This window comes from Actinomycetota bacterium (assembly GCA_030682655.1).
In the GTDB taxonomy this organism is placed as follows: Bacteria; Actinomycetota; Coriobacteriia; order Anaerosomatales; family JAUXNU01; genus JAUXNU01.
On record JAUXNU010000173.1, the window covers coordinates 32,968 to 56,074 of the forward strand.

The 23,107-nt window shown below is 64.8% G+C and carries 24 protein-coding genes; 12 read left to right on the plus strand and 12 right to left on the minus strand.

What is annotated here, in order from left to right; translation table 11 throughout:
• Window positions 1-4: 4 nt before the first annotated feature.
• The 4 genes from Q8K99_11355 to Q8K99_11370 are packed head-to-tail and all read left to right on the plus strand — an operon-like array spanning window position 5 to window position 3,238.
• Window positions 5-1,360 carry an AarF/UbiB family protein gene (locus Q8K99_11355; GenBank protein ID MDP2183149.1) on the plus strand — a complete coding sequence of 452 codons (1,356 nt, stop codon included), beginning with the start codon at window positions 5-7 and terminating at the stop codon, window positions 1,358-1,360.
• Window positions 1,361-1,419: 59 nt separating this feature from the next.
• The gene (locus tag Q8K99_11360) at window positions 1,420-1,839 is read left to right on the plus strand and encodes a hypothetical protein (GenBank protein ID MDP2183150.1); all 420 of its coding nucleotides are present in this window, start codon (window positions 1,420-1,422) and stop codon (window positions 1,837-1,839) included.
• Window positions 1,827-2,168 (plus strand): PadR family transcriptional regulator, encoded by a 342-nt coding sequence (locus tag Q8K99_11365; GenBank protein ID MDP2183151.1) that lies wholly within the window; start codon window positions 1,827-1,829, stop codon window positions 2,166-2,168. The genes Q8K99_11360 and Q8K99_11365 overlap by 13 nt, the downstream gene beginning before the upstream one ends.
• A complete protein-coding gene (locus Q8K99_11370) occupies window positions 2,165-3,238 on the plus strand; it encodes a hypothetical protein (protein MDP2183152.1) in 1,074 nt (357 codons plus the stop codon). Before Q8K99_11365 ends, Q8K99_11370 begins: the two co-directional genes overlap by 4 nt.
• A gap of 267 nt (window positions 3,239-3,505) precedes the next feature.
• Here the strand turns inward: Q8K99_11370 and Q8K99_11375 are convergent, their stop codons facing one another.
• The 6 genes from Q8K99_11375 to Q8K99_11400 form a co-directional block, all read right to left on the minus strand.
• On the minus strand, window positions 3,506-3,859 hold the full coding sequence (locus Q8K99_11375) for a transposase (GenBank protein ID MDP2183153.1): 354 nt from the start codon (window positions 3,857-3,859) through the stop codon (window positions 3,506-3,508).
• Window positions 3,751-4,827: an IS1380 family transposase gene (locus Q8K99_11380; protein MDP2183154.1), complete on the minus strand. Its 1,077-nt coding sequence runs from the start codon at window positions 4,825-4,827 to the stop codon at window positions 3,751-3,753. The genes Q8K99_11375 and Q8K99_11380 overlap by 109 nt, the downstream gene beginning before the upstream one ends.
• A 120-nt stretch (window positions 4,828-4,947) precedes the next feature.
• Complete coding sequence (locus Q8K99_11385; GenBank protein ID MDP2183155.1) at window positions 4,948-5,262, minus strand: PQ-loop repeat-containing protein; 315 nt, start codon at window positions 5,260-5,262, stop codon at window positions 4,948-4,950.
• A gap of 188 nt (window positions 5,263-5,450) precedes the next feature.
• On the minus strand, window positions 5,451-6,137 hold the full coding sequence (locus Q8K99_11390; protein ID MDP2183156.1) for an ABC transporter ATP-binding protein: 687 nt from the start codon (window positions 6,135-6,137) through the stop codon (window positions 5,451-5,453).
• Window positions 6,138-6,148: 11 nt separating this feature from the next.
• Window positions 6,149-7,315 carry an ABC transporter permease gene (locus tag Q8K99_11395; GenBank protein MDP2183157.1) on the minus strand — a complete coding sequence of 389 codons (1,167 nt, stop codon included), beginning with the start codon at window positions 7,313-7,315 and terminating at the stop codon, window positions 6,149-6,151.
• Window positions 7,312-7,935 carry a PadR family transcriptional regulator gene (locus Q8K99_11400; protein MDP2183158.1) on the minus strand — a complete coding sequence of 208 codons (624 nt, stop codon included), beginning with the start codon at window positions 7,933-7,935 and terminating at the stop codon, window positions 7,312-7,314. Before Q8K99_11400 ends, Q8K99_11395 begins: the two co-directional genes overlap by 4 nt.
• Before the next feature lie 172 nt (window positions 7,936-8,107).
• On the opposite strand from Q8K99_11400, the gene arcC reads away from it, so the two are divergent.
• Window positions 8,108-9,031, plus strand: coding sequence for a carbamate kinase (gene arcC / locus Q8K99_11405; protein ID MDP2183159.1), 924 nt, complete (start codon window positions 8,108-8,110; stop codon window positions 9,029-9,031).
• 27 nt (window positions 9,032-9,058) lie between these two features.
• Here the strand turns inward: arcC and Q8K99_11410 are convergent, their stop codons facing one another.
• From Q8K99_11410 to Q8K99_11425, 4 genes are all read right to left on the minus strand, one after another.
• Entirely contained in the window at window positions 9,059-9,415 is a 357-nt protein-coding gene (locus tag Q8K99_11410; GenBank protein ID MDP2183160.1) for a lipocalin family protein, read from the minus strand.
• A gap of 163 nt (window positions 9,416-9,578) precedes the next feature.
• On the minus strand, window positions 9,579-10,139 hold the full coding sequence (locus tag Q8K99_11415) for a hypothetical protein (protein ID MDP2183161.1): 561 nt from the start codon (window positions 10,137-10,139) through the stop codon (window positions 9,579-9,581).
• Window positions 10,139-10,930, minus strand: a complete 792-nt coding sequence (locus Q8K99_11420; protein MDP2183162.1) for a hypothetical protein — start codon at window positions 10,928-10,930, stop codon at window positions 10,139-10,141. Before Q8K99_11420 ends, Q8K99_11415 begins: the two co-directional genes overlap by 1 nt.
• 10 nt (window positions 10,931-10,940) lie before the next feature.
• Window positions 10,941-11,702: a hypothetical protein gene (locus Q8K99_11425; GenBank protein ID MDP2183163.1), complete on the minus strand. Its 762-nt coding sequence runs from the start codon at window positions 11,700-11,702 to the stop codon at window positions 10,941-10,943.
• Between the two features lie 482 nt (window positions 11,703-12,184).
• Here Q8K99_11425 and Q8K99_11430 point away from each other — a divergent pair, with 482 nt between their 5' ends.
• On the plus strand, window positions 12,185-13,240 hold the full coding sequence (locus tag Q8K99_11430; protein ID MDP2183164.1) for an IS1380 family transposase: 1,056 nt from the start codon (window positions 12,185-12,187) through the stop codon (window positions 13,238-13,240).
• A gap of 228 nt (window positions 13,241-13,468) precedes the next feature.
• On the plus strand, window positions 13,469-14,803 hold the full coding sequence (locus tag Q8K99_11435; GenBank protein MDP2183165.1) for a hypothetical protein: 1,335 nt from the start codon (window positions 13,469-13,471) through the stop codon (window positions 14,801-14,803).
• Here Q8K99_11435 and Q8K99_11440 read toward each other — a convergent pair.
• Window positions 14,790-15,422, minus strand: coding sequence for a DUF3786 domain-containing protein (locus tag Q8K99_11440; protein ID MDP2183166.1), 633 nt, complete (start codon window positions 15,420-15,422; stop codon window positions 14,790-14,792). The two genes, Q8K99_11435 and Q8K99_11440, sit on opposite strands and share 14 nt — an antisense overlap.
• A gap of 81 nt (window positions 15,423-15,503) precedes the next feature.
• Between Q8K99_11440 and Q8K99_11445 the strand changes: the two genes are divergently transcribed.
• Window positions 15,504-15,794, plus strand: a complete 291-nt coding sequence (locus Q8K99_11445; GenBank protein ID MDP2183167.1) for a hypothetical protein — start codon at window positions 15,504-15,506, stop codon at window positions 15,792-15,794.
• Between the two features lie 167 nt (window positions 15,795-15,961).
• Here Q8K99_11445 and Q8K99_11450 read toward each other — a convergent pair whose 3' ends face one another.
• Complete coding sequence (locus tag Q8K99_11450) at window positions 15,962-17,092, minus strand: serine hydrolase domain-containing protein (GenBank protein ID MDP2183168.1); 1,131 nt, start codon at window positions 17,090-17,092, stop codon at window positions 15,962-15,964.
• 268 nt (window positions 17,093-17,360) lie between these two features.
• On the opposite strand from Q8K99_11450, the gene Q8K99_11455 reads away from it, so the two are divergent.
• The 4 genes from Q8K99_11455 to Q8K99_11470 form a co-directional block, all read left to right on the plus strand.
• Window positions 17,361-18,338: an acyl-CoA dehydratase activase-related protein gene (locus Q8K99_11455; GenBank protein ID MDP2183169.1), complete on the plus strand. Its 978-nt coding sequence runs from the start codon at window positions 17,361-17,363 to the stop codon at window positions 18,336-18,338.
• A 16-nt stretch (window positions 18,339-18,354) separates the two neighbouring features.
• Window positions 18,355-19,407, plus strand: coding sequence for a hypothetical protein (locus tag Q8K99_11460; protein ID MDP2183170.1), 1,053 nt, complete (start codon window positions 18,355-18,357; stop codon window positions 19,405-19,407).
• Window positions 19,400-20,377: an acyl-CoA dehydratase activase gene (locus Q8K99_11465; GenBank protein ID MDP2183171.1), complete on the plus strand. Its 978-nt coding sequence runs from the start codon at window positions 19,400-19,402 to the stop codon at window positions 20,375-20,377. Before Q8K99_11460 ends, Q8K99_11465 begins: the two co-directional genes overlap by 8 nt.
• A 492-nt stretch (window positions 20,378-20,869) precedes the next feature.
• The coding region (locus Q8K99_11470) for a hypothetical protein (protein MDP2183172.1) at window positions 20,870-23,107 on the plus strand (2,238 nt) is incomplete at its 3' end.

Consider the following 23,107-nt stretch of genomic DNA (forward strand, 5'->3'; position numbering starts at 1 on the left):
CCCCGTGTCCGCGCGTTCGATCCGCATCACGCGGACGCTGCTCGCCGCCGCGGTACGCGGCACCGTCCGCTCGCGTCTCGGCCTCGTGTCCGCGCCCGCGCGGCGAGCGATCTTTGCCGCCGAGTGGCGTCGTGCCTTCGAGGAGCTGGGCGGTGCGTTCATCAAGCTCGGTCAGATGATCTCCGTGCGGCCCGACGAGTTCGGCGATGAGCTTGCGGGGGAGATGGAGCGGCTGCGGGACCGTGTGGCCCCCGTCCCGTTCTCCGACCTCGCACCCGTCATCGAGGCGAGCCTTGGTGCGCCGGTGTCCGCGCTCTACGCGTCGATCGAAGAGACGCCGCTCGCGACCGCGTCCGTGGCGCAGGTGCACGCAGCCACGCTTGCCGAGGCATACCGTCCCGTATGGGGCGACGAACTCCCGGCAGGCTCCGAGATCGTCGTCAAGGTCATCCGTCCAGGAGCGGCGGATGCGCTGCGTGGAGACATCGTCGAGGCCCGACGTCTCGCCGCAACGGCGCTCGTGCGGAGGCTCCTGCGCGGCGTCGACCTCGGCGCGCTGCTCGACGAGTTCGCGTCGTCCGTCGAACGCGAGCTCGACCTGCGCGTGGAAGGCCGTGTCGCCGACCGGTTCGCGTTCGACTTCCGTCCCGACCCCAAGATCGTCGTGCCACGCATCGTGTGGATGCGTACCGCTCCCCAGGTGCTGACGATGGAACGCATGTACGGATGGCGGCTGTCGGAACTCAGCGAGGCCGAGTTGGCGGGAGTGGACGCGCACGGTCTGGCCGTGCACGGCGCGACCGCCTTCATGCGACAGGTGATGCTCTACGGGCGCTACCACGCCGACCTGCATCCATCGAATCTCTTCGTGACTCCCGACAGCCGCATCGCCTACCTCGACTTCGGCATCGTGGGACACCTCACGGACGCCGAGCGAGGTGACATCGCGCAGGTGCTCGCCGGCTTCGTCTACCGCGATGCCGACCGCGCGCTGCGCTACTCGGCGAACCTCGGTGTCGTCGTCCCGCCGCAGAAGGTCGCGACGGTGCGCCGCGAGCTTGGCGAGCTGCTCGACCGGACCATGGGAGGCGGGAGCACCGACTTCCGCCATTTCGGATTCGGATTCCTCGGCCTGCTTAGGCGCAACGGGATTGCGATCCCGGGAGGCTACGGGCTGCTCGTGAAGTCACTCGCGACCGTCGAAGGTGTCGCGCGGCGTCTCTATCCGGACATCGACATCATGGAGGTCGCGCGCCCGTTCGTGACGAGGATGATCGGCGAGAGCATCGGGCGCCCGGAGCTGTTGCAGGAACGGCTTCCGAGGGTGTGGCGAGCGGCGATGCGAGAGCTTCTGGCGTAGTGGATCTGAGCGAGACGCGCGTGCGCGTGCGCACACACGCTGGAGACGAGGGGGACGTCATGTCGGAGACGAAGGGTCGGTCGGAACTGCAGGGCTTGTACGGCGCGCTGCTCGGGGGGCTGATGGCGTCGTTCGTCGCCTCGGCGGTCTTCTGGGCGCTCATGGAGCCCAGTGGCGAAATCGGAACGTTCGCCCCGCTCATCGCGGTACTCGTTGGAATCGGGGCTGCGATCGCGTTCATGGTGGGCGGTCTGTACGCGACCGAGCGGCTGCCGTGGCTCGGGAGTGCGCTGCTCTTCGCGAGCGGGTTCACGACGCTGTGGAGTATCCCCGTGTCCTTCGGCGCACAACCGCGGTGGGCGGCGTTGGCGGCTCTGGGCGTGGCCATCGCGACGGGTATCGCGATCGGCTGGCGTCGCTTCGGACGCGAGCCCATGGAGATGGCCCCCGGCGGGGACGAGGCCGCGTGGACCCACTAGCCGCCTGGCTCGCGCAGACGCGCAAGGGCATCGTCGAGCTGTTCGTTCTCGAGCTGCTGAGCAGTCGTGGTCGCCTGCACGGCTACGGGATCGTGCAGGAGCTCGACAAGCTTGGCGATCTTGTGGCGGGGCTCAGCACGGTCTATCCGGTGCTCAAGCGGCTCGAGACCGACGGTCTCGTGGCGGCAGCGTGGGAGACGGACGCCCCGGGCAACCCGCGCAAGTACTACGAACTCACGTCCGATGGCGCCGAATTCCTGACTCGGGCCCAGGTTGAGTGGCAGCGCATTGGCGAGGCTATGGAGACCCTCAAGGGGGAGAACGCATGACACGCTCGGTATCCGAGATTGTTGAGAGCTACCTATCCAGGTTGCGAGTGGAACTTTCTGCGGCCGGTGCCGAGGACACGGACGACCTGGTCGCAGAGATTCGCTCGCTTCTGACCGAGGCGGCGGGGGATGACGCGGAGGTCGCCGCGATCGAGGCCGGACGCCTTGGCGAGCCGGCGGAACTCGCGCGCGGCATCCTGGCAGAGCGGGGGCTCGACGCTGCGGCGGGGATGTCGACGGGCGTGTGGTGGCGTCTCGGTCTCGCCGCTCCCATCGACATGGCGATTGGGCTTGCGCTCCCGGCCGTCGTGGCTGTACCGCTCTACGTCGCTGCATGGTTCGGTCAGCCGCGCGCGGCGAGTATCGTTGTCGCCATCGCGCTGGCTTTGGTCGCGCTGGCCTGGCCGTTCTTCATCTGGCGACCGTGGAGGCGAGGCGGACGCACGCTCAGCCCGGGGATGACGCTCACGGGCTTGGCGGTCGTTCGCGCCCCGGGATTCTGGCGGCTTGCGCGCATCGAGGAGCTCGGGGCGATGGGACTCGCTCCGCGACGTCGCATCACGGCAGCGCTCGTCGTCGCGCTCGTCGCGGTCGCTCTCATCGTCGGTGCGGCGTCAGTCGGCCTCGACGTCGGAGGCTCCTGGCTTGCGTCCGCAGCGATCGAGGCCGAGTTCTCGGGCAAGACGGCCGGGGGTGGGGTGCCGCTTGAGGACCAACTCCAAAGCGTCGCCGAGCAGGTCTACATCGGACTGGCGGGTGCGCCCGGTCCCGACATGAGCACGGCACTGCCGTTCGTCGCGCCCGATGCCTCGCCGGAGCTGCAGCCTCTCTGGGAGTGGATCGCCAAGGAGAACATCCGCAACGTCTCCATCGGCACACCAGTGCAGATCAAACCGGGCGTCTACCGGTTCGAGGTGAGCGAGTTGCGCGCACCGGGTCCATCCGGCTCGGACCAGGTCGGTTCATCCACGTTCACCGTGGGGCGGAGGCAGTGGCTGCGGGAGGACGGCGTCGGCACCGACTGGGCCGTGGTCGATATCGAGGTGGGGGTCCAGCCCGACGTGAAGTGATGCGTGCGCTGCGAGATGGGCCGAGCTCCTCCTCCTCGCGGCGCCTCGGCTTAGCCTCGATATTTCACGAAGGTCTCCAGGTTGGTCCCGAAGTCCAGAATCGGGTCCCTTGCCACGATATCGCATGCGCCTGAAGGCCGCTCTGGCCGTACTCGGGCCGCCGGGGCCACCGAGGGGGTCTTCTTCGTCGATGTATGCCTGTTCCAGAGCGTGATTCAGCGAACCTTGGTGATTCGCTCTGCATCCTGATGTGCGAAAGGGGCTCGCTCAGCCCGAGGGAAGCGCCCTGAGTCTCTCGAACGCGATCACGAGCGTCCGTGCCCACGGCCAGGAACGCGGAAGACGCAGACGTACCCCACGCGCATGGGAGACGATCCTGCCCGCGACGTGCAGCAACCGGTACCGCAGGCGCTTGGGCTCGGCTTTCGCCAGATCGGTGCCGGACAGCAGCAGCGTCCGCATGAAGGACAGCAGGTCACATCCCAGGAGCACGAGCTCGAGCCACGCCGCGTTCATCGCGTACGAGCGGAAGGGCAGGTTGCGAAGCCCGCTCGCCTTGGCGCACCGTATCGAGTCCTCGATCGCGGCGCGCTGACGGTGTATCTGCTCGAGGCGCGCGATACGCGAGCCCTTCTGGTTCGTGAGGAACACCTGGAAGCGGTGTCCGTCGTCGTCTGAGAAGGTGAGCTGCGCCCCGGGTGCGGACGCTCGCGGCGACAGATCGCGCGAGTGCCTTTCGGCCAGGTCGAAAGATCCAGGTCGAGCTCTGCCACCCACGCGCCCTCGCGTGTCTCGCGGTCCGAGCCGAGCGCGGACCTCCACGCCTTGTCCGGCACCGCCAGACACGCCTCGCGCACGCGCTCCGTGAGGTCGAACCCCACAGAGAACGACAACCCCAGCTCCACCACCCTGGAAAGGAAACGGTGGGTCGCTCCCGCCGAGTCGCATCTCACGAGCGTACCCGGACCACTCGCGCCTCGCGGCAGCTGGGCGAGTGCGAGATCGAGGACGGCGATGTGGTCGCTCGCGGTGTTGGACCCGGCGTTGCCCGGACGCAGGATACCGGCGAGTCCCTCTCCCGTGGAGGCCTCGAAGCACGTGAGCGGGTGGAAGCCGTAGCCGCGCTTGTAAGTGCCAGCCGCACCCTGCTTCTCGGAGTGCGCGGTCAGAAGAGTGGCGTCGATGTCGAGGATCACGCGCTCCGGCGCGCCTGCGATGCCCCAGACGCGCGCGCGGGCACCGGCGCGCGCGTCTCGCAGCCGGGAGAGCATGCCCTCGTTGAGACGCTCGACGCAGCGGTACGCGGTGGCGTCGGAGGCCACCTCGCCGAAGAGCACGCCCTGGTCGCGTAGCGCGCCCAGATCGGTCAGGGCGTCCCCGCCGTCGGCGAGCATCACCGCGATGTCGCGCACGATGCGGCCGGGTTCGTGACGGACGCTTCTGGAGTGGACGGAGAGCGCGCCGACGAGGCCGGCGGTAAGACCGATCGCGTCACAAAGACCGGTGAGCAGGGCGGTGCCGGCACGAGAGGTCAGACCCTCCATGTCACAGGTGACTTCAAAGCGGGCGTCGGTAGTGGTAGCGTTCACCAAGACGGTGTTCCTTTCTTGCGGGGTTCAGGGCGTCTCGCAACTCCCATTATCCCAGCTCAAAGGGCCACCGTCGCCTGTTTCAGGCGTGAATGTCAGGTGCTTCGTGAAATATCGAGGTTAGTGAGCGAACATCGCCACGCCGATGAGGGTGGCTCCATTGAGAATCACCCAGACCGCGCTGGTCGCCCATACGACCAACTGCTTGCTCAGTGCGCCATACGCCACCCAGAGGAGTGACATCACGAGCGCGGCAGCGATGGTGATAAGGCTGAGCCCCGCCACATGCTTGAGGGCGAAGATGTTGTAGATCTGGGGCAGGGCCAGCATCGGGTTGAGGAAGCCGAATCCGAAGACGGCCTGCTCCACCCGGGGCTTGATTGACTCGACATCGACCCTCGTAGGGCGGCGTCGTTTGATGGTATCTCTCGGCATGTTCTGCGTGCTCTCTGATTGCTGGTGGCGTACGTCGAAGCCGGAGTCTGCGCGCCAAGGCAACCCAACGCAACCTCCCGTAACCATCGCGTTGCTTATGGAGTTGTGGAGTGTCTGTGACGCCCGCTCCTCGAGTGCGGGGGGGGGGCGCCTTGCGGGTGTTTCGTGTGCGTCGGGAGGCGGCCTTTCTAGCGGATCGCTTCTTCGTCGACCACGCGCCCGTCCTTCAAGAAGACGATCCGGTCCGCGTACCCGGCCATCCGGGAGTCGTGCGTGACCATCACGACGATCTGACCGTCGGAGCGCAGCTTCTTGAGCAGCACCATGATCTCCTCGGCACTGACGGAGTCGAGGTTTCCAGTCGGCTCGTCGGCCAGAACCACGGTCGGGTTCTTCACGAGTGCCCGGGCGACGGCTACGCGCTGCTGCTCGCCACCGGACAGCTCGGCGGCGAGCTGGTCGATCTGGTCGCCGAGACCCACCGCCTCGAGCACCTCGACCGAGCGCTGTCGGCGCTCTGCGCGCGGCATGCCGGCGTACTCGGCGGCCAGCATCACGTTCTCGAGGGCGGTGCGCGTGGGGATGAGGCTGTATCCCTGGAAGACGAAGCCGATCTCCTTGGCGCGTATCTTGTCGAGCTCGCCGACCTTGAGCTTCGTGAGGTCTCGTCCGTCGATCTGGACGTGGCCGGCGGTCGGTCGCGCGAGACACCCCATCACGTTCAGAAGCGTCGTCTTGCCCGATCCGGAAGGTCCCATCACCGCGACGAACTCGCCGTCGCCGACCTCTAGCGTGGTCCCCCTGAGCGCGTGGACGACGTTGCGCTTGCCCATGTGGAACAGCTGCTCGACATCACGAACCGAGATTGTTGACATCCGTCTTCCCCCTACTCGTAGGCGAGCGCGGTCGCAGGCTCCAGGCGTGATGCGTAGCGCGCGGGATAGAGACCACCGATCGTGCCGAGGACCACCGCGAAGACGACCGCGCCGACGGCGAGGCGTCCTGTCAGCACGAGCGCGGTCGTGCCGGTTGCCGCGATCATGGCCGAGTTCAACGCAAGCACCGTGAGCCCGCCCACCGCCAGCCCGCCAAGCCCGCCAAGCCCGCCGATGACTGCCGATTCGGAGAGAACGTCTCGGGCTATCCGCCATCGCGATGCACCGAGCGCGCGCTTCACGCCGATCTCACGCGTCCGCTCCGAGACCGACATCGTCATCGTGTTGACGATGGACAACCCGCCGACGATCAGAGCGATCGCCGAAATGGTCCAGACGAACGTGTTGAACAGCGCGATGATGTTGTTGACCGTCTTCATCATCTCGTCAGGGCCGGTCGCATGTATTCCCTCGATGTCGCGTTGGAGTTCCTCGGCGATGGCGTCGGTGTCCTCGCCGGGCTCCACGTACACGTTCATCTGCAGGACCATGTCCTCCGGCTTGACGCCCGCCTGGAATGCTTCCGGCAGCGAAGCGAAGTAGAGCTGCTGCGCATCGGCCAGGGGGACGTAGGCGGCGGAGTCGACGAGGTTGACGTAGGTTCGGTCCATGACGCCCACAACGTCGAACTCCTCGTCGCGAATGTCGGTCGTGTCGCCCACTGCGACTTCCAGTTGCTTGGCGATATCGGATCCCCGGATGGCGACGCCGCGCTCGCCTTCCTTGAGTCCGCGGCCCTCGGCCAGCGCGAAGCTCGCGTAGTCCTCACCACCCGCCTCCATGCTCAGAACCATCGGCGGAATCGCGGACATGTACTCGCTCTCGAGGAGCAGATTGACCTGTCGGCTGACTGTGCGGACCCCCGGGTACGCGCGTATCTCGTCAACAGCCGCCACGGACACCGGGCGGTTGCCGTTCGTCATGCCCCACAGGTTCGCATCGTTCTTCTCCACGACGACGATCACGTCGTCGTAGTAGCCCGTCAGGTTCTTGACGTACACGTTCGAGTTTTCCGCTGCCGCGCCAAGGACGACCAATGCGAAGACCCCCACGCCGATCCCCGTGATGGTGAGGATCGATCGTGCCTTGCGCCGGAAGATGTCTCTGAGCACGCTCATCTGCGGCCCCTCTCCTTGGCGTCCGATGGGGTGGCTGCATCACGCCGCGGTGTGAGCGCGCGGGTGGCGTCGTTCTTGAGGCCGCTCGCCTGGCTCGCCACCGCCGCGCGTATCTTCGACTCCGCCGAGTCCAGCCATTGGATGACCGCGTCGGTCTTCATGATCGACATGTCGAGCTGGAGGACGGCGGCGAGGTCGAGGTCGGGATTTAGGCGCTCCTTGGCCTCGGTCAGCTGCCCGATGCGGCGCAGTTGTGCCTTGCGCTCGACGTGGATGACGTCGTCGATATCGATCTCCGCGGTCAGGCCGAGGAGGATCTTCGCGTACAGCTCATCTCGGCCGACACCGACCCCCTCGATCGGGGCGAGGAACCACCGGCGCAGCTCGGCCCGTCCGGCGGGCGTCACGGTGTAGAGCTTGCGGTCGGGAGCCTCTGCGGTCGAGACGGTCTCCGACTGCACGACGAACCCGTCGCGCGCGAGGCGCTCGAGTGTGGTGTAGACCTGGCCGTAGTTGACGGCCCAGGACGGGCCGAGTTCGTCCTCGAGTTCGCGGCCCAGCTCGTAGCCGTGCATCGAGCGTCTGTTCAGCATCGCCAGCAGTCCGTGCTTCACACTCATGAGCAGCCCCCTATATGCGGAGTATCTAGCTACCGAGTATATAGACACGACAAGAGCATGGTGTCAACGCCTGTCTGTCGTGCATTCGCGTTGACAGGTTATCCTTGGCGCCTAGTGTGGATACGTCCGACCGTCGCGCTTCAGCAAGCGAAGGTGATGCAGCATGGGCAAGATGACGATCGTGGTGGCACTCGGCGGGAACGCGCTGCTCAAGCGCTCCGAGCCGATGACGGCACACGCTCAGCGCGCGAACATTCGCACCGCGGTGAAATCTCTCGCGCCCCTCGTCGGTCAGCACGATCTCGTGCTCGCTCACGGCAACGGGCCGCAGGTCGGGCTTCTTGCCCTCCAAGCGGCAGCGTACGACGCGACGGACCCGTATCCGCTCGATGTCCTGGGAGCCCAGACCGAGGGCATGATCGGCTACATGATCGAGCAGGAGCTCGGCAACATCCTGCCCTTCGAGAAGCCGCTGGCGACAATGCTCACGATGGTGGAAGTCGATCCGCACGACCCGGCGTTCGACAACCCCACGAAGTTCGTCGGCCCGCAGTACTGCCGAGAGGATGCCGACCGCCTCGAGTCCGAGAAGGGCTGGACGTTCAAGATGGACGGGGACTTGTGGCGCCGCGTGGTCGCGTCTCCCGAGCCTAAGCTGATCTTCGAACTCAATCCCATCAAATGGCTCATCGAGAAGGGGACCGTCGTCATTTGTGCAGGGGGTGGTGGGATCCCGACGGCCTACCTGCCGGACGGGACGCGCACCCTCGTGGGTGCGGAGGCCGTGATCGACAAGGACCTCGCGTCCGGCCTACTCGCCAAGGATCTCGGCGCGGACCTCCTCGTGATGGCGACCGATGCCGAAGGCGTGTATGCGGATTGGGGTACGCCGCATCAGCGCCTTCTTCGGCATGTCACTCCCGAGGAACTCGAGCGCCACGAGTTCGCGGCGGGCTCCATGGGGCCCAAGGTAGAGGCGGCCATCCGGTTCGTGAGAGAGACGGGCAAGCCGGCCGCGATCGGCAGTCTCGACGACATCGAGAGGATTGTCGCAGGCGAGGCTGGCACGTGTGTGTCTCTCACGGGGGAGTGCTAGGCGGGCTCTTCACGCGACGGCGTCGCGTCACATCCGCTCATAGATTAAGTAATCGTCGATGACGAGACGATCGTCTGTCAGCTCGTAGTGGGTTGTGAGGTGCGTCTGTAGCGAGCCCCCGTCGCCGATCGTGAGTGAGATGTTGCCGTCACTCGTGATGGACCAGCGAGCTTCACCACCGAGGTAGTCGGCGGTTCCGTCGTCGCGGAACTCGATAGTCTGGGCGTCATCTTGCGTGACCGGCTGCTCGGAGCCATCGACGATCTCCGCCGTCTGAACCCATCGACCTACGAGCGCAATCGTATCGGGCTGTGAGCTGCAGGCGACAGTCGCCAGGAACAGTAGCGTTCCGACTATGAGTCCGATCGTTCTTCGCGTGTGCATCGCGACTCCGTTCCACTCCGGTCGGTTCCGTCACCCAAGCGACACCGCGCCTGGAGAAGCGGAATGCAGAGGGCTTGGGGCGTGGTCCAGTTCGTCATCACATGTCGAGACCCGCTCCGTCCGCACTGTATTGCGCACGGAGCGGGTCGGACAAGCGCGTCTATCACTCAGCCGTGCCTTCCACCGGCACGATGTCCGGTGGTTCCTTCAATCCTTCTGAGACATCTTCAACGAGTTGGTTCGTGACCCCGTCGATGTAGCCACTCTGGAAGAGCGCGGCCATGCCGAAGGGACGGTCCGCCTCACCTTCCATGCGGTCCACGTGCTCGACACCGTCCCACGCGTACACCGTTGTGTGTGCAGTGCCGTCTTCATGGGCTGCTGCAACAAGCACGTTCACCGGACCGGTGCTTTGCTCATGGGCTGCGGCGAACAACTTGAATACATCCAGCACGGCAAGCTCACGGCCATCCAACACCTCGATGCCGATGCTCGTCGTTGCGGACTGTGGGTCCACTTCCGCTCGCACGAGCTGTGTGCCGGGTGCCATCGGCAAGCAAGCGAATCGAGCGGTCGCGCTTGCTTCCGCTGTCGCGATGTTGTCCGATGTCGCCTGTTGCACGGGAAGCCCGTTCTCCGCCGCGCTCGATCGTGTGGTGCATCCGGATGCACCAAGGAGAACAAGCAGGGCCAGTCCAACATGTCGCAAGCGTCGAGGCGTCATCACTGACAGAGTTCTACGATCGATCCGTCGTGCGCATCGACGATGCCGACATAGGATCCACCGAAGTCCGCGTTGCCGGTCTGGAGTCTCACGGCCCAGCACAGTCTCTGAGCGCCGTCGAGCGAGCGGGTCACCGTGAGCTCGCAGTTCTCATCGGACCAGATCTTCAGCTTGAAGGCGTCGGCAACCTTCTTGAGTGCTTCCGACTCGGAGACTGTGGGCTTGAGATCAGCCTCGACCTCGAAGTCCTGGACGCTGGTCGAGAGAAGGATCCCGTCCGGTGTGAACGTCATGCAGGCGTAGTTGAACGTCCGGACAGGTCCGATGTACTCGCGGTACTGCACGAGATAGGAGACCTCGTTGCCTCCGTCCATCCTCTCCACGTCAATCGTGCCTCGAGTGGCGCGCAAGTGGCCGAGGTTGTTGTCCATGTACCCTCGCGCCTTGGCTCCGATCGCCTTCTCGCCGAGGTCATCGACCGAGTCGACATCGCGTTTTGCGGCCATTTCGTAGGCTGCCGTGTTTGCGTATCGGCGCACCTGGCCCGTGGACTCCTCGGCCCAGAACTCGTCGCCGGAATCCTTGTCAACGAAGCCGTTCATAGGCTCTCCCGACTCGAAGACCGGTATCGAAGGGCGAACGAGGCTCATGCTCCCCCTTCCGGAGAGGTTTCGAGCTTGGACCATGGTTTCGGCCGAAAACTCGGGGCGGGCCTGCAGCGCGGACACGCATCCGATGACAGCAGCAAGGCACAGGGCTGCCACGGTGACTACTCTCAAGGAAATCTTCATGCCCGGCCTCCTATATCTTTCCGTTTATGCCGTAGGCCCGATGGTACTGGTAGCCGTAGTAGCTCCCGTTGTACAGGAGTACCTGGTCTCTGCCATCATCCATCGCTTCGCTGTTGTAGCCGCCCTCGTACAGTGTCTTCCAGTAGCGCGCAGCGAAGTTGTACTGGATCGACTTGCCGTTCGTCCCCACTCCACCGAAGTAGATCGTGTCGTAGAACCCCACCGTGGTGTCCACACCCTCTGCGCAGCACACACTAGCGATGTTCGTCGTGCCGTAGGCTGTGTCGCATCCTTGGAGGACCATCCACTTCACGTAGGGGACGCTGGACAGCGTGTTCACCCGCATGTAGCCCCCGCACGTCTCGTAGCGGACTCCGATGCTGTGTCCATGAACGCCCCAGTCATAGCTCGACTGATATAGGCAGCTCATCTTGAAGGCGTAGTCGTCCTTTGGCCGAGCAGCGAGACCGAAATAGCCGCCATGGCTGATCACGTTGATGATGTCGTAGTTGTAGGCGTCGATCCCGGCCAGCTTGGTGTAGATATTGAGACCTAGACCTCGGTCCCGGTCCATCGTCGTGTAGCCCTTGAGCTGCTGGTAGTAGGCCGAACGTGCTGCGGCGTCGTACATGTCGACGTTGTAGTAGGGCCACACTTGCCAGTCGTAGCCGTAGTTTGTCGCCCGCTTGGCCAGCGCCACACTCGGTGACAGCATTGCCGCAAGAATGAAGCAGACCGAGATTGCGAGCAGGAATCGTGACTTTCTCTGCATAGCACGTACTCCTCCCCGTTCGTGGTGCATGGACATTCCCCCGGAGGGAGCGTATCCTCGCCGCCAGCGTATGTCCAGGACCGATACTTGAGTGCTTAGCCTCGACCCCACGAAGCAATCGGGATTTCTGCTTGAAGTAGAAGACGGTGACCTCTGAGCTGGGATAATGGTAGTCACGACACAGCCAAAGTCCCCACAAGAAAGGTCACCGTACAAGTGAAAGCTACCACGGTTCGCATCCCTGTTGAAGTCACCTGCGACGCTGAGGGCCTCACGTCTCGCGCCGGCACCGCTCTGCTCACCGGTCTTTGTGATCGCATCGGCCTGACCGCCAGCCTCGTCTCAGGCCTTCGCGTGCATTCCCGGAATGTCGCCCACGAGCCCGGGCGCATAGTGCGAGACATCGCCGTCATGCTCGCCGGCGGTGGGGACCGCCTCACCGATCTGGGCGCGCTCCGGGACCAGGAGGGCTCTTCGGACCGGTGGCCTCAGACACGACGGCCCGACGTTGCATCGAGCGCATGGACGAGACGATGCTCATGCGCGTGTGCGATGCGCGGGCCGCTTCGCGTGCCCGTGTGTGGAGGCTGGCCGGTGCTCCCGGGCGCGTGATCCTCGACATAGACGCCACGATCGTCACCTCGCACTCGGACAAGGGGTACGCCGCGGGCACCTACAAGGGCGGATACGGCTTCCACCCTCTGCTGTGCTTCGGGGCCGCCACGGGAGAAGCTCTCGCAGGGATACTGCGGCCGGGTAACGCCGGAGCCAACACCGCGGCAGACCACATCGAGGTGCTTGACGCGGCACTCGCCCAGCTGCCCGCGGGCTTCGCGCGTCCCGGTACGCTCGTGCGCTGCGACTCGGCCGGCGCCACGCACGCCTTCCTCTCCGCCGTGGTGGAGAGAGGGCCTCTCTTCACGGTGGGGTGCGATCTGTCAGGCCGTGTGCGTGACGCGATACTCGCACCGCCCGAGAGCGCCTGGATCCCCGCGCTCGACGCCGCCGGCGTTCCTCGCGGCGGTGCATGGGCCGCTGGACTCTCCATCGGCCTGCCGGGCTGGCCACAGGGCACGCGTGCGATCTGCAGACGTGAGATCCCGCACCCCGGTGCTCAGCTCAGCCTCACCGATCACGACGGTCACCGCTTCCAGGTCACGCTCACCGATCAGAAGGGCTCGCGTATCGCACGCCTCGAGCAGCCGCACCGCAGCCGGGCGGCGATCGAGGACTCGATCAGGTGCGCCAAGGCGAGCGGGCTGCGCAACATGCCCTTCCACAGCTTCCCCAAGAACGAGGCGTGGCTACAGCTCGCGCTCATGGGACGCGATCTCGTGGCCCGGACCAAGATGCTCCTGCTCGAAGGAGCCTCCCTGGCCACTGCCGGACCCGAGACTCTGAGATACCGCCTGTTCCACGTCGCAGGACGGATCCGCACGGGGTCCCGGCGACTCAAGCTCAGACTCCAGCGAGGGTGGGAGTGGGGGCCGGCGATCATCGGCGCGTTCGCGCGACTCAGAGCGCTGCCCACGGGCTGAGCATCCCGGTCAGCGACCCCGACACGAAGCGCCACCCAGCAGGGGCGCGTCTTGTCGCGCCCGGAGACAGGCGGAAGTCACCCGGGAAGACCCCCCGGGGCACTCTGGGGTCGCCACCACGCTCCAGGCGACGCTCAGACGGATGCGATATCGTGACACTGGGTCGGATTCTGGACTTCAGGACCGGATCGGAGTCCTTCGTGGGGAATCGAGGCTAGGGGAGGGGTAGTGGGAGGGTCTTCATCGACCGTTCGCGCGCGCCGTGAAGAGCGGGGCGGTGGATCGGTGCTCGGGGTGGCGATGGTAGTCCTCGGACTGCTGTCGCTCGCGGCCCTGCAGTACGTGATGCCCATCTCGTCGCGCTATCCGGGCTCGATCAACCCGCCCGGGGCACGGCAGTGGGCACAGTGGCTGGGCGGTGGATTCCCGATGCCGATGAGCGTCGAGACGTTCCTGTGGTCGTTTCGAGCAATCGTTGTGGTTGTTTGGATCGGCTACGCGCTCGTTGTGTACTCAGGGCTGCGGCGCGGTATCACCCGGCCGATGAGGATCCTGGCGGTGGCGGCTGCTCTCGCGGTCGTGCTTGCCTTCCTGTTCCCGCCTTCGCTATCGCACGACCTGTACGCGTACCTCGGGTACGCCCGGATGGGTGCGCTGTACGATCTCAATCCGTACGTCCACTCACTCCAGGAGATTGCGCGACAGGGAGATGTTGCTGCAGTCCACTACCCCACTCCGCTCCCAAGCGTCTATGGCCCGGTGTGGACGCTTCTTTCCTCGGGCATCGCGTGGCTCCTGAGCAGCGCAGCGCTTCCCGCGCAGCTTGTGGCGCTCAAGCTGGTCGAGGTCGCCGCTCTCATTGGAGGGGCCGTGTCAGCCCGCGCGATTGCTCGCGTATGGGACCCCCGTCACGCCGACCTTGCGCTCGTAGCGTTCGCGCTCAATCCGCTGCTCCTACTCGAGGGCCCGGGCAACGGGCACAACGACGTGCTCATGGTTGCACTGATGCTTGCGGGGATTGCGCTGGTGTTGCGCTCTTCATGGAAACTCGGCTTCCTGGTTCTGGGCGTATCAGTCGGCGTGAAGTTCGTGAGTCTGGCGATCGTGCCCTGGCTGGTCCTTGAGATGGTCAGGCGGATGTCGTGGAGAAGGGCGGCGGGACGAACTGCCGTGTCCGGGGTGCTCGTTCTTGCCCCCGTACTCTTGGCGCTTCTGCCCTTCTGGACAGGGCCCGGGACACTCTGGGGCCTGGGCGCCATGTACAACACGCGATCGTCGGGAGACACCACCATGCGTGCCGGCGTCGTGTTCGTGGTGTTCCTCTATGCAGTGCTGACAGTCTGGGTCTGGCGGGGAAGGGGCGAGCGTCTGGCGCCGGCCTGGACCCTGTGGTCGACCGCGGGCATTCTGTTCGCCATACCGGGGATCCTGCCCTGGTACCTGTCGTGGCCGACAAGCGTCACACTCACGCGGTGGGACCGTCGGCAGGCGGTCATATCAGTGGCATGCATGGTCCTTGGCGTGCGTTGGATGCTGTACTACACGGCGCTCAGGGGCGGTTGATTGCAGCCGGGTGCTCTCGCGGAACAGGCGGCTGCCTGGTGAGGAGCGACGTCAGCCACGAGCCCAGAATCGCACATCCGTCCGTGGTCAGATGGTGCGAGGCCGTTGAGTCGAAGAGCAGCTCCGCCCGGGTGCCGAACTCATCGTCGGCATCCCACCACAGCAGCGCCACGGGTACCCTCGGAAGCGCCGGGATGCGCCACGCGCGATCGGCGAGCCCTGGGAGGCTCTCAGCCCCGAGGCGTTCGGCGGCGGCGGCGAGCTGCTCTGGCTGCGGTGCGAACCGGCGGACGATCTGCGCGCTTGTGTAGCCACGGAACGCCGTGACATAGAAGGACGCGTCCGGCAGGTCTGCGAAGGAGATCCACGTCCCGCTGGGCGTCGAGCCGTCCGACAATGCCAGGTAGTACACGAGAAGCGCGGCGACGTGCGGAGGGGAGGGAGCCTCGCCGAGGAAGACCTCGAAGGCCGGATAGGCTACCGACGCCAGCGTGCCGAAGAACGGCAGCCTGAACGCGAGCCCCGCCGCGTCCCATTCGGCCCCGATTCGGGCAGCGGCAGCAGCCGGCTCCAGCCCGGCGGCCTTCTCCCGTGCGACCTTCAATGCGTCGTCACCCATAGGCGAAGCCTCCAGCCAGCCGCACGTGCACGTGTGATGTTGCCCATCGCATGCGTCGTCTACGGTACCAGGGCGGCGTTGATGTCGCCTAGTGTTTCCGCGTCGATGCTGGCGACACCGCCGAAGACGAACGCCCTGCCGGTCGCTGTCGTGTGCTCTCTCAGGAAGGTTCCGCTCGGAGCCGGAAGCGACGTCGGCCGGGTCAACACGAGGCAACCCTTGTTGACCGGCGAGAAGGTAGATGCGGTGTACCATGTTCGGCTTGGCCGCGCTCAGGGTGTCGGTGCCCCCGCTCGTGAACGGCTTGCCGGGGATGACCTCGTCGTCGAGATCGAGCACGGCGGCAGGAGCGGTGAGCTGCACGAGGATTGAGCACATCAAGACCACGAGCATGCCGATAAGAACAGCCTTCGAGACGCGCCCCTAACACGCAACTCCCACGAATGCTCACCCCTCAGCGAACGAGACCAAGACGCCCTCCTGCGGAGCGTGTACCCAACACCCACGGCCCCGTGCGGTCGCCAATCAGCCGCGAAGGCCTAGGATTCGCACTCCTTGGCGACGGCACGGAGCACCTTTGGCACGGCACGGAACGGCACAGCGCCAGCAGCCGCGTTATCGACTGCTCCGCACGTGTAAATGTCGAGTTCGGGGCAGTAGAAGAGCCAGCAGCCTGTCGACCCGGTGTGACCAACAACCGCGGGCACCGCACCGAAGGGTGTCAGCCACCTCGGCAAAGCGAAGCGCATCGTGCCCAGTCCGTAGGCGATCGGCCAGCCCGGCAGTCGGGGCGTACCCGGGTCGAACCCGAAGGTGTTCCAGTGCTGTTGCATGAGTGTGGCAGTGGCCGGGTCGTCGAACGCCATGCCGCTCAGTAGCGCCCGCATGAAAGCGAACTGGTCAGCCACGGTGCTGTACATGTCGCCCAGGGACTTGAGCAGCCGAGGAAGCTCGAGCATCTCCCCGCCGGCCCAGAGCGCGGATGGCGCGGTCGGCGTCCCGGGCGGTTCGACTCCTGCCGCCCATGTGCGCAGTAGGCCGAGGGGTTCGAGCAGTTCCGTCGCGAGTGCTTCGTGCCAGGCGTGCCCGGAGACCGCCTCGATGATCGCGATGGCAAGTGCGAAGTTGGTGTCCGAGTAGCGCGCCCGCACGCTCTGTTCGGTGAGCAAAGGCTGCGGTGGAAAGTGCGGCGTGAGGTCATCTCTTACGGTGCGGCAGATCTCGTCGATTTCTAAGTCGCGGTCACCTTCGGCAAGGATGCGGTCGATCAGCCGCGGTCCGGTCCTCGGCTTGTCCTCCAGGTAGTCAGGAAGGCCGGACGTGTGACTCAGCAAGTGGCGCACGGTGATTGCGCCGGTGTGGTCGGCACCGTCAAACACATGTAGCCGGTTTGCCAGTCCACTAGGCAGGTAGGCGGCGAACGGCTCATCCAGTCCCACCTCATCGCGTTCGACCAGCCGCAGCACCACCGCTGCGATGTAGAGCTTGGTGACGCTCGCAACGAAGTACGGGGTGTCGGCTGTCATCGGACGACCGGTGTTGTCCGCATCACCTGTCGCGCCAGCCCAAGCGAAGGCTCCATCGCCGCTCTCGACCGCAAGCACGGCATGGTGGACTCCGGGCTTCTTAGCGAGTCCCGAAAGCAGGGACTCAAGCGCAGGTGAAATCACGGGGCGCTCCTCGGAATCGGCGTCATGTCAGGCGCCTGGCGCCGAGCACTCATCGGCGTCCGCGTGCAATCGCGCCACCCGTATCGTGAAAGCGGAGCCAGATGAGAATTGTCTGTGCTGTGGGACGCGAGACGCCCGAGTACATTGTAGCGGAGGGTAGAATCCCCACGGAGTCGCTTCCCGAGCGGCACCGACCCTTCCTAGCGCGCCGCGTGCTATATTCTCCCCCACGCCGCACTCGACGGTTGGGTGCCGAGAGGGGTTTCGCGTGGCCGACGCGATCCGCATAGGACTCCCACGATCGATGCTCTACCACAAGTACCACGTGCTCTGGTCGACGTTCTTCGAGGAACTCGGCTGCGAGACCGTGGTGAGTCCGCCCACCAACAAGTGGCTGCTCGAGCGCGGGGCCTCGCTCGCGGTGGACGAGTCCTGCTTGTCCATGAAGATCTTCCTCGGGCATGTCGAGGCTTTGCGCGGCCGTGCGGACTACGTGCTTGTGCCCGCGATCGCCTCCCTGTACCCGCGCGAGGATGCATGCGTGAAACTCATGGGTGCGTACGACATTGCGCGCCATTCGGTCGAGGGCGTGTCCCTCATCACGTACGTCGTAGATGAGCAGCGGGGCATCTCGGAGAAGCGTGAGATGTTGCGGTTGGGACGGAAGTTCTGCCGAAACCCCCTCCGGGTGCGTGCGGCGTACCATCGCGCGAGACTCAACCTCCGGGCCCACGAGCGCGAGTTGGCGCGCGAACAGCAGTCGCTCGTCGACGCACCACGGGACCGTCTGCGTATTCTCATCGTCGGACACGCCTACAACCTGGCCGACGAGTTCATCGGCGCTCCCATCAAGCGGTACCTGGAGTCCCTGGACGTGACAGTACTCGACTCCGAAGCGCTCGACCACGAGGTGGCTCGTAGCCTGTACGCGCACATCTCCACGGACGTCAAGTGGACTTACAACAAGCAGCTCCTTGGCGCGGTGGAGTACTACCGCGACAAGGTCGACGGGATGATCTTCCTGGTGGCCTTTCCGTGTGGGCCGGACTCGCTCATGGTCGAGCTTTGCCAGCGCAGGGTGAAAGACGTTCCGATTGCCATCCTGGTGCTGGACGAGTTGTCCAGTGAGACCGGGCTGCGTACGCGCATGGAGAGTTTCGTGGATATCCTGATGATGGGCAGGGCCGCTGATGGTCGCAGCGCGGCCCCGCAAGGAGAGCCGGAGGCGATCCGTGGAACCGCCTAGGATCACGTTCCCTCACATGGGCGATTACTGGATCGGTTTCAAGGCTCTCGCCGAGCGCCTCGAGTGCGAGACCGTGGTCCCGCCCAAGATGACCGCGCGCACCCTGGAACTCGGCACCCGGCACAGTCCTGAGTTCGTGTGCGTTCCATTCAAGTACAACATCGGCAACTTCATCGAGGCCATCGAGATGGGCGCAAACACCATCATCCAGGCCGTCGGTGGGTGCCGCTTCGGCTACTACGGCGAGGTGCAGGCGGCGATTCTGCACGACCTGGGCTACGACGTGCGGTTCATTCGCGTCGACGCCGGGAACAACGCCCTCGATTTCATCCGCGACTTCCGTAACAAGACGTGTCCGCAACTGTCGCTCCGCCGGGTGAAAGATGCCTTCGTGTTCGCCCATCGAATAGGCGTGGCCATAGACTCGGTGCAGGATTTCGTGCGCAAGAACGTCGGGTTCCAGGCTCGCGAAGGCGAAATCGAACATGCCGAGGCGCGTTTCCTCTCCCGACTGCAGGATGCCGACACGGTCCGCGAGATCGATGCGTTGCGCGACGAAACGCTCGAAGAGATGCGCTCGATTCCACTGGAGCGTCCGGACGACCCGCTTCGCGTGGGCGTGGTCGGAGAGCTATATGTTGTGATGGAGCCCTTTTCGAACCACGACGTTGAGCGTCAGCTTGCGATTCGTGGGGTCGAGGTGCATCGTCACATGACGATCACCGCAGTCCTCCAGCACTCGATCCAGGGGTATGGGCACGTCGATGACCTCATCGCGCACTCCGGAGATTGGGTGCGTCACCACATAGGAGCGCACGGAACGGAGTCGGTGTCCCTGACGCACGGGTTCATAGAGAGCGGGTTCGATGGCGTCGTACACTTGAAGCCCTTCGGTTGCATGCCGGAGGTGAACGCGATGGCGGTGATGCAGAAGATGTCCCGGGAGCACACGTTCCCGATCCTGTTCCTCAGCTACGACTCGCAGACCGCCGAGACCGGTGTCCGCACTCGGATCGAGGCGTTCTGCGACATGCTGGAGATGCGCAAGAGGAGGATCGTCCGTGTCTAAGGGTTACCTTGGCGTCGACATAGGCTCGATCTCGACGAAGGGCGTCGTGCTTGCCGAGGACGGTCAGATCCTCGCGAGCACCTATCTGTGGACTGAGGGCAACCCCGTCGACGCGGTCAAACGCATGCTTGAGGACCTGGAACTGGGCCTGGGCGATTCGGACGCTGAAGTCGTCTCGGTCGGGACGACCGGCTCGGCGCGCGAACTTATCGGCGCGATTCTTGGCGCGCACGTGGTCAAGAACGAGATCACGGCACACGCCATGGGGACGCTCTCGCTGCACCCCGACGTTCGCACGATCTTCGAGATCGGCGGCCAGGACAGCAAGATCATCATCCTGCGCGACGGCGTGCCCGTGGACTATGCGATGAACACGCTCTGTGCAGCGGGCACGGGCTCGTTCCTGACCGCGCAGGCGCGACGGCTCGGCATTCCCGTGGAACTCTTTGGCGAGTATGCGCTTCGAAGCGAGCGCGCAACGAAGATCGCGGGCAGGTGCACTGTGTTCGCGGAATCGGACCTCGTGCACAAGGCGCAGATGGGCTATGCGGTAGAGGACATCATCGCGGGACTATGCAATGCGATAGTGAGCAACTACCTCAACAACGTGGGTAAGGGTAAGCGGATCGAACCGCCCATCGTGTTCCAGGGCGGAGTGAGCAAAAACGTCGGCGTGGTGGAAGCATTCCGTCGTGCCATGGGCCATGACATCCTGGTCGATGAGTGCGGGCATCTCACCGGTGCGCTGGGCATCGCGCTTCTGGCCAAGGCATCCGGTGCCGAGGAGCGCTTTGACTTTGCGGTTCGCAACGTCTCGTTCAAGACCACCGGTCTCGAGTGCGGCGGCTGTCCGAACAACTGCGAGGTCGTCTACGTGCTGCGCGACGGCGAGCTCCTCGAGGTGTGGGGGAACCGCTGCGACGCCGGGGTCGAGCGCGTGCGCAGCGCTCGTGAGACGCAACAGGCGTGACGAACCCCCAGTCATCTCGCTCCTCGCGCGACCTCGCGCGGGGCACCCATCCGTGGCATCCTGGTGGGGACCGCGACGCGAGAAGGAGCGGATCGAGAAGATGAACCTCGAGAACATCGGTCGGCAGAGTGCTCTCTCTACGATCAGTCTGCGGCGCAGTTCCTTCGAGTAGCCAACCTGCCATCTGACGCGCGCCGCCGCCGCTACGCTCTCGCGTGGGCGGGTTGCGCGTAGTGTCCGGTCAAGCAGCGGTGCGGAGGCCGTTCAGCCCCCTCCTGCCGCCGGACCGGCTGTTCGATGACACCTTCATGTCCGACGCGTCCTGCGTTGGATGTACCGGTTTTCCACCTTTTGGCGGATTGTGGCTCATACCGTTCGGAGAGTAGTCTCGTTCCACCTCCAGGGGGGGGAGGGTTCCGCCAACCAGCGAAACGTCACTTGGCGAAGGTCGGAGTGTCCGCGTATCGCGGACACCGTAAATCGGAGGTAGTCATGCGCGCTTCGTCCGCGTGGCGTTTGCGTCGAACGCTGCTTCACCGCGTCCTGTCCGCTGTTCTCGCGCTGCTCATCTCGAGCGTCCCGAATACCGTAGCAGCCGTGGCGTTCGCTGCCGAGGTCGTCTCGGTGGAGGTGGTCGCGGGAACCGAGCATGGCGTCATCCGCATCGGGGCAGGCGCTTCGACCGCATTTCCTATCAAGGTCAGTGCAATCGGCAAGCTCACCAAGAGCTTCACTGAGAGTGTGCCGGCCAAGGTCACGATTCCGACCGTCTACTCGCTGAGTGCGGCCGGTGCAGCTTCTTCGAGCACCCCGAGTGGATTGCTTAACTTCTGGGGCGACAACAGCAATGACGTGACGTGGGTGGGCTTCCCGACGCCCTACACGGTCGGAGCCACGCTGAACGTGGCCGCTGGCTGTCCGGCCGGGACATACACTCTCGTCATCACGCCGACCATCACGCCTGCTCAGCCGACCGGTAATCCTCTCGAGAACGCAGTCGTCGACTCGATCACGGTCGTCGTCGGCGATACCACGCCGCCTGTCACGACGGCTTCCGTGAGTGGCACACTCGGCAGTTCAGGCTGGTACACGAGCAACGTGTCGATCGCCCTGAGCGCCACCGACAACTCCGGCGGCACAGGCGTCGACTACACCGAGTACAGCCTCGATGCCGGTGTTTCGTGGACACGGGGGAACTCGGTCAGCTTGACTCAGGAGGGCGTACGCACGATCTACTACCGCTCTGTGGACAAGGCGGTTCCGGCCAATGTCGAGAGTCCCGCAAAGCAATTGACGATCAAGATCGACAAGACCGCGCCGAGCATCTCGTTCACGAACTTGACCTCGGGCGACTGCGTGAGGTCAGTCGCTCCCGAAGTCAGCTACAGCGACACCATTTCGAGCATCGAGGTGGGCACGTTTGCGATGATACTCGACGGCTTGCCCTACTTTGGCGGAACCATCGTCGAGGAAGGGCTACACACGCTGACGGCGAGCGTTTCGGACCAGGCAGGCAACAAGGCTAGCCGCTCGGTCTCCTTCCGTGTCGACTCTACGGATCCGATCGTGACGATCACGAATCCTTCAGACGACGGAAAGTACAAATCTGCACAATCGTTCGAGTTCAGCGTCGTAGACGCCGATCCTGGCGTGATCGTGACGTCGAATCCTGCGCTTCCCCACATCTGGACGACCGAGGGATTCCACACAGCGATGGCTTCGGCGACTGACGGAGCGGGCAACACCGGCTCTGACGCAGTCAGCTTCATGATCGATATGACCGCTCCCGACACCGGAGCGGATCTTTCCGGTTTGTTTGGCGAGTCCGGCTGGTTCGTCGGGCCCGTGACCGTGAGTCTGAATGCGGACGACCCGGAGTCTGGCGGTGTCTTCTCGGGTGTGGCGGAGACGTGGATCAAAGTGGACTCCGGGGACTTCGTTCCGTACGACTTCGACTCGCCGGTCACCGTGAGTGGCGAGGGCGAGCACACGGTCTCCTTCTACAGCGTTGATGCCGCAGGAAACGAAGAGCCCGCGGACAGCACGACGTTCAGCATCGACACCGTCAAGCCGACCGCCGGCATCACGCTGACCGGCACACCAGGCCTGGACGGTTGGTACACCTCTACGGTGCTCGCCGAGCTGAGCGGCGGCGACGACACGTCGAAGCTCGACCACATCGAGTACAACCTCAACGGTCACGGCTGGCTGGACTACGAGGAAGCCCTCACGCTTTCCGACGGCAAGCACACGCTGCAAGCCCGCTCATTCGACATCGCAGGCAACGAGAGCGACACTGCGGAGCAGACCGTTTTGGTCGACACCGTCAAGCCGACAGCCGGCATCACGCTGACCGGCACACCAGGCCTGGACGGTTGGTACACCTCTACGGTGCTCGCCGAGCTGAGCGGCTTGGACGGCACCTCGGGTCTCGACCGTGTCGAGTACGACCTTGGCAGCGGTTGGCTGGACTACGAGGAAGCCCTCACGCTTCCTGACGGCGAGCACACACTGAGCGCCCGCTCGGTCGACGAGGCCGGCAACATCGGTGCTGTGGTGACCGAGACGGTCAACGTCGACACCGTCGCACCGGTCACGACGTGCGCTGCCGATCGCGTGCCGGGCCACAACGGCTGGTACACCGATCCCGTGACCCTGACGCTCGGTGCCACCGACAGCGGCTCCGGTGTCGCGAAGACCTTCTACAGCTTCACCGGACCGGATGATTGG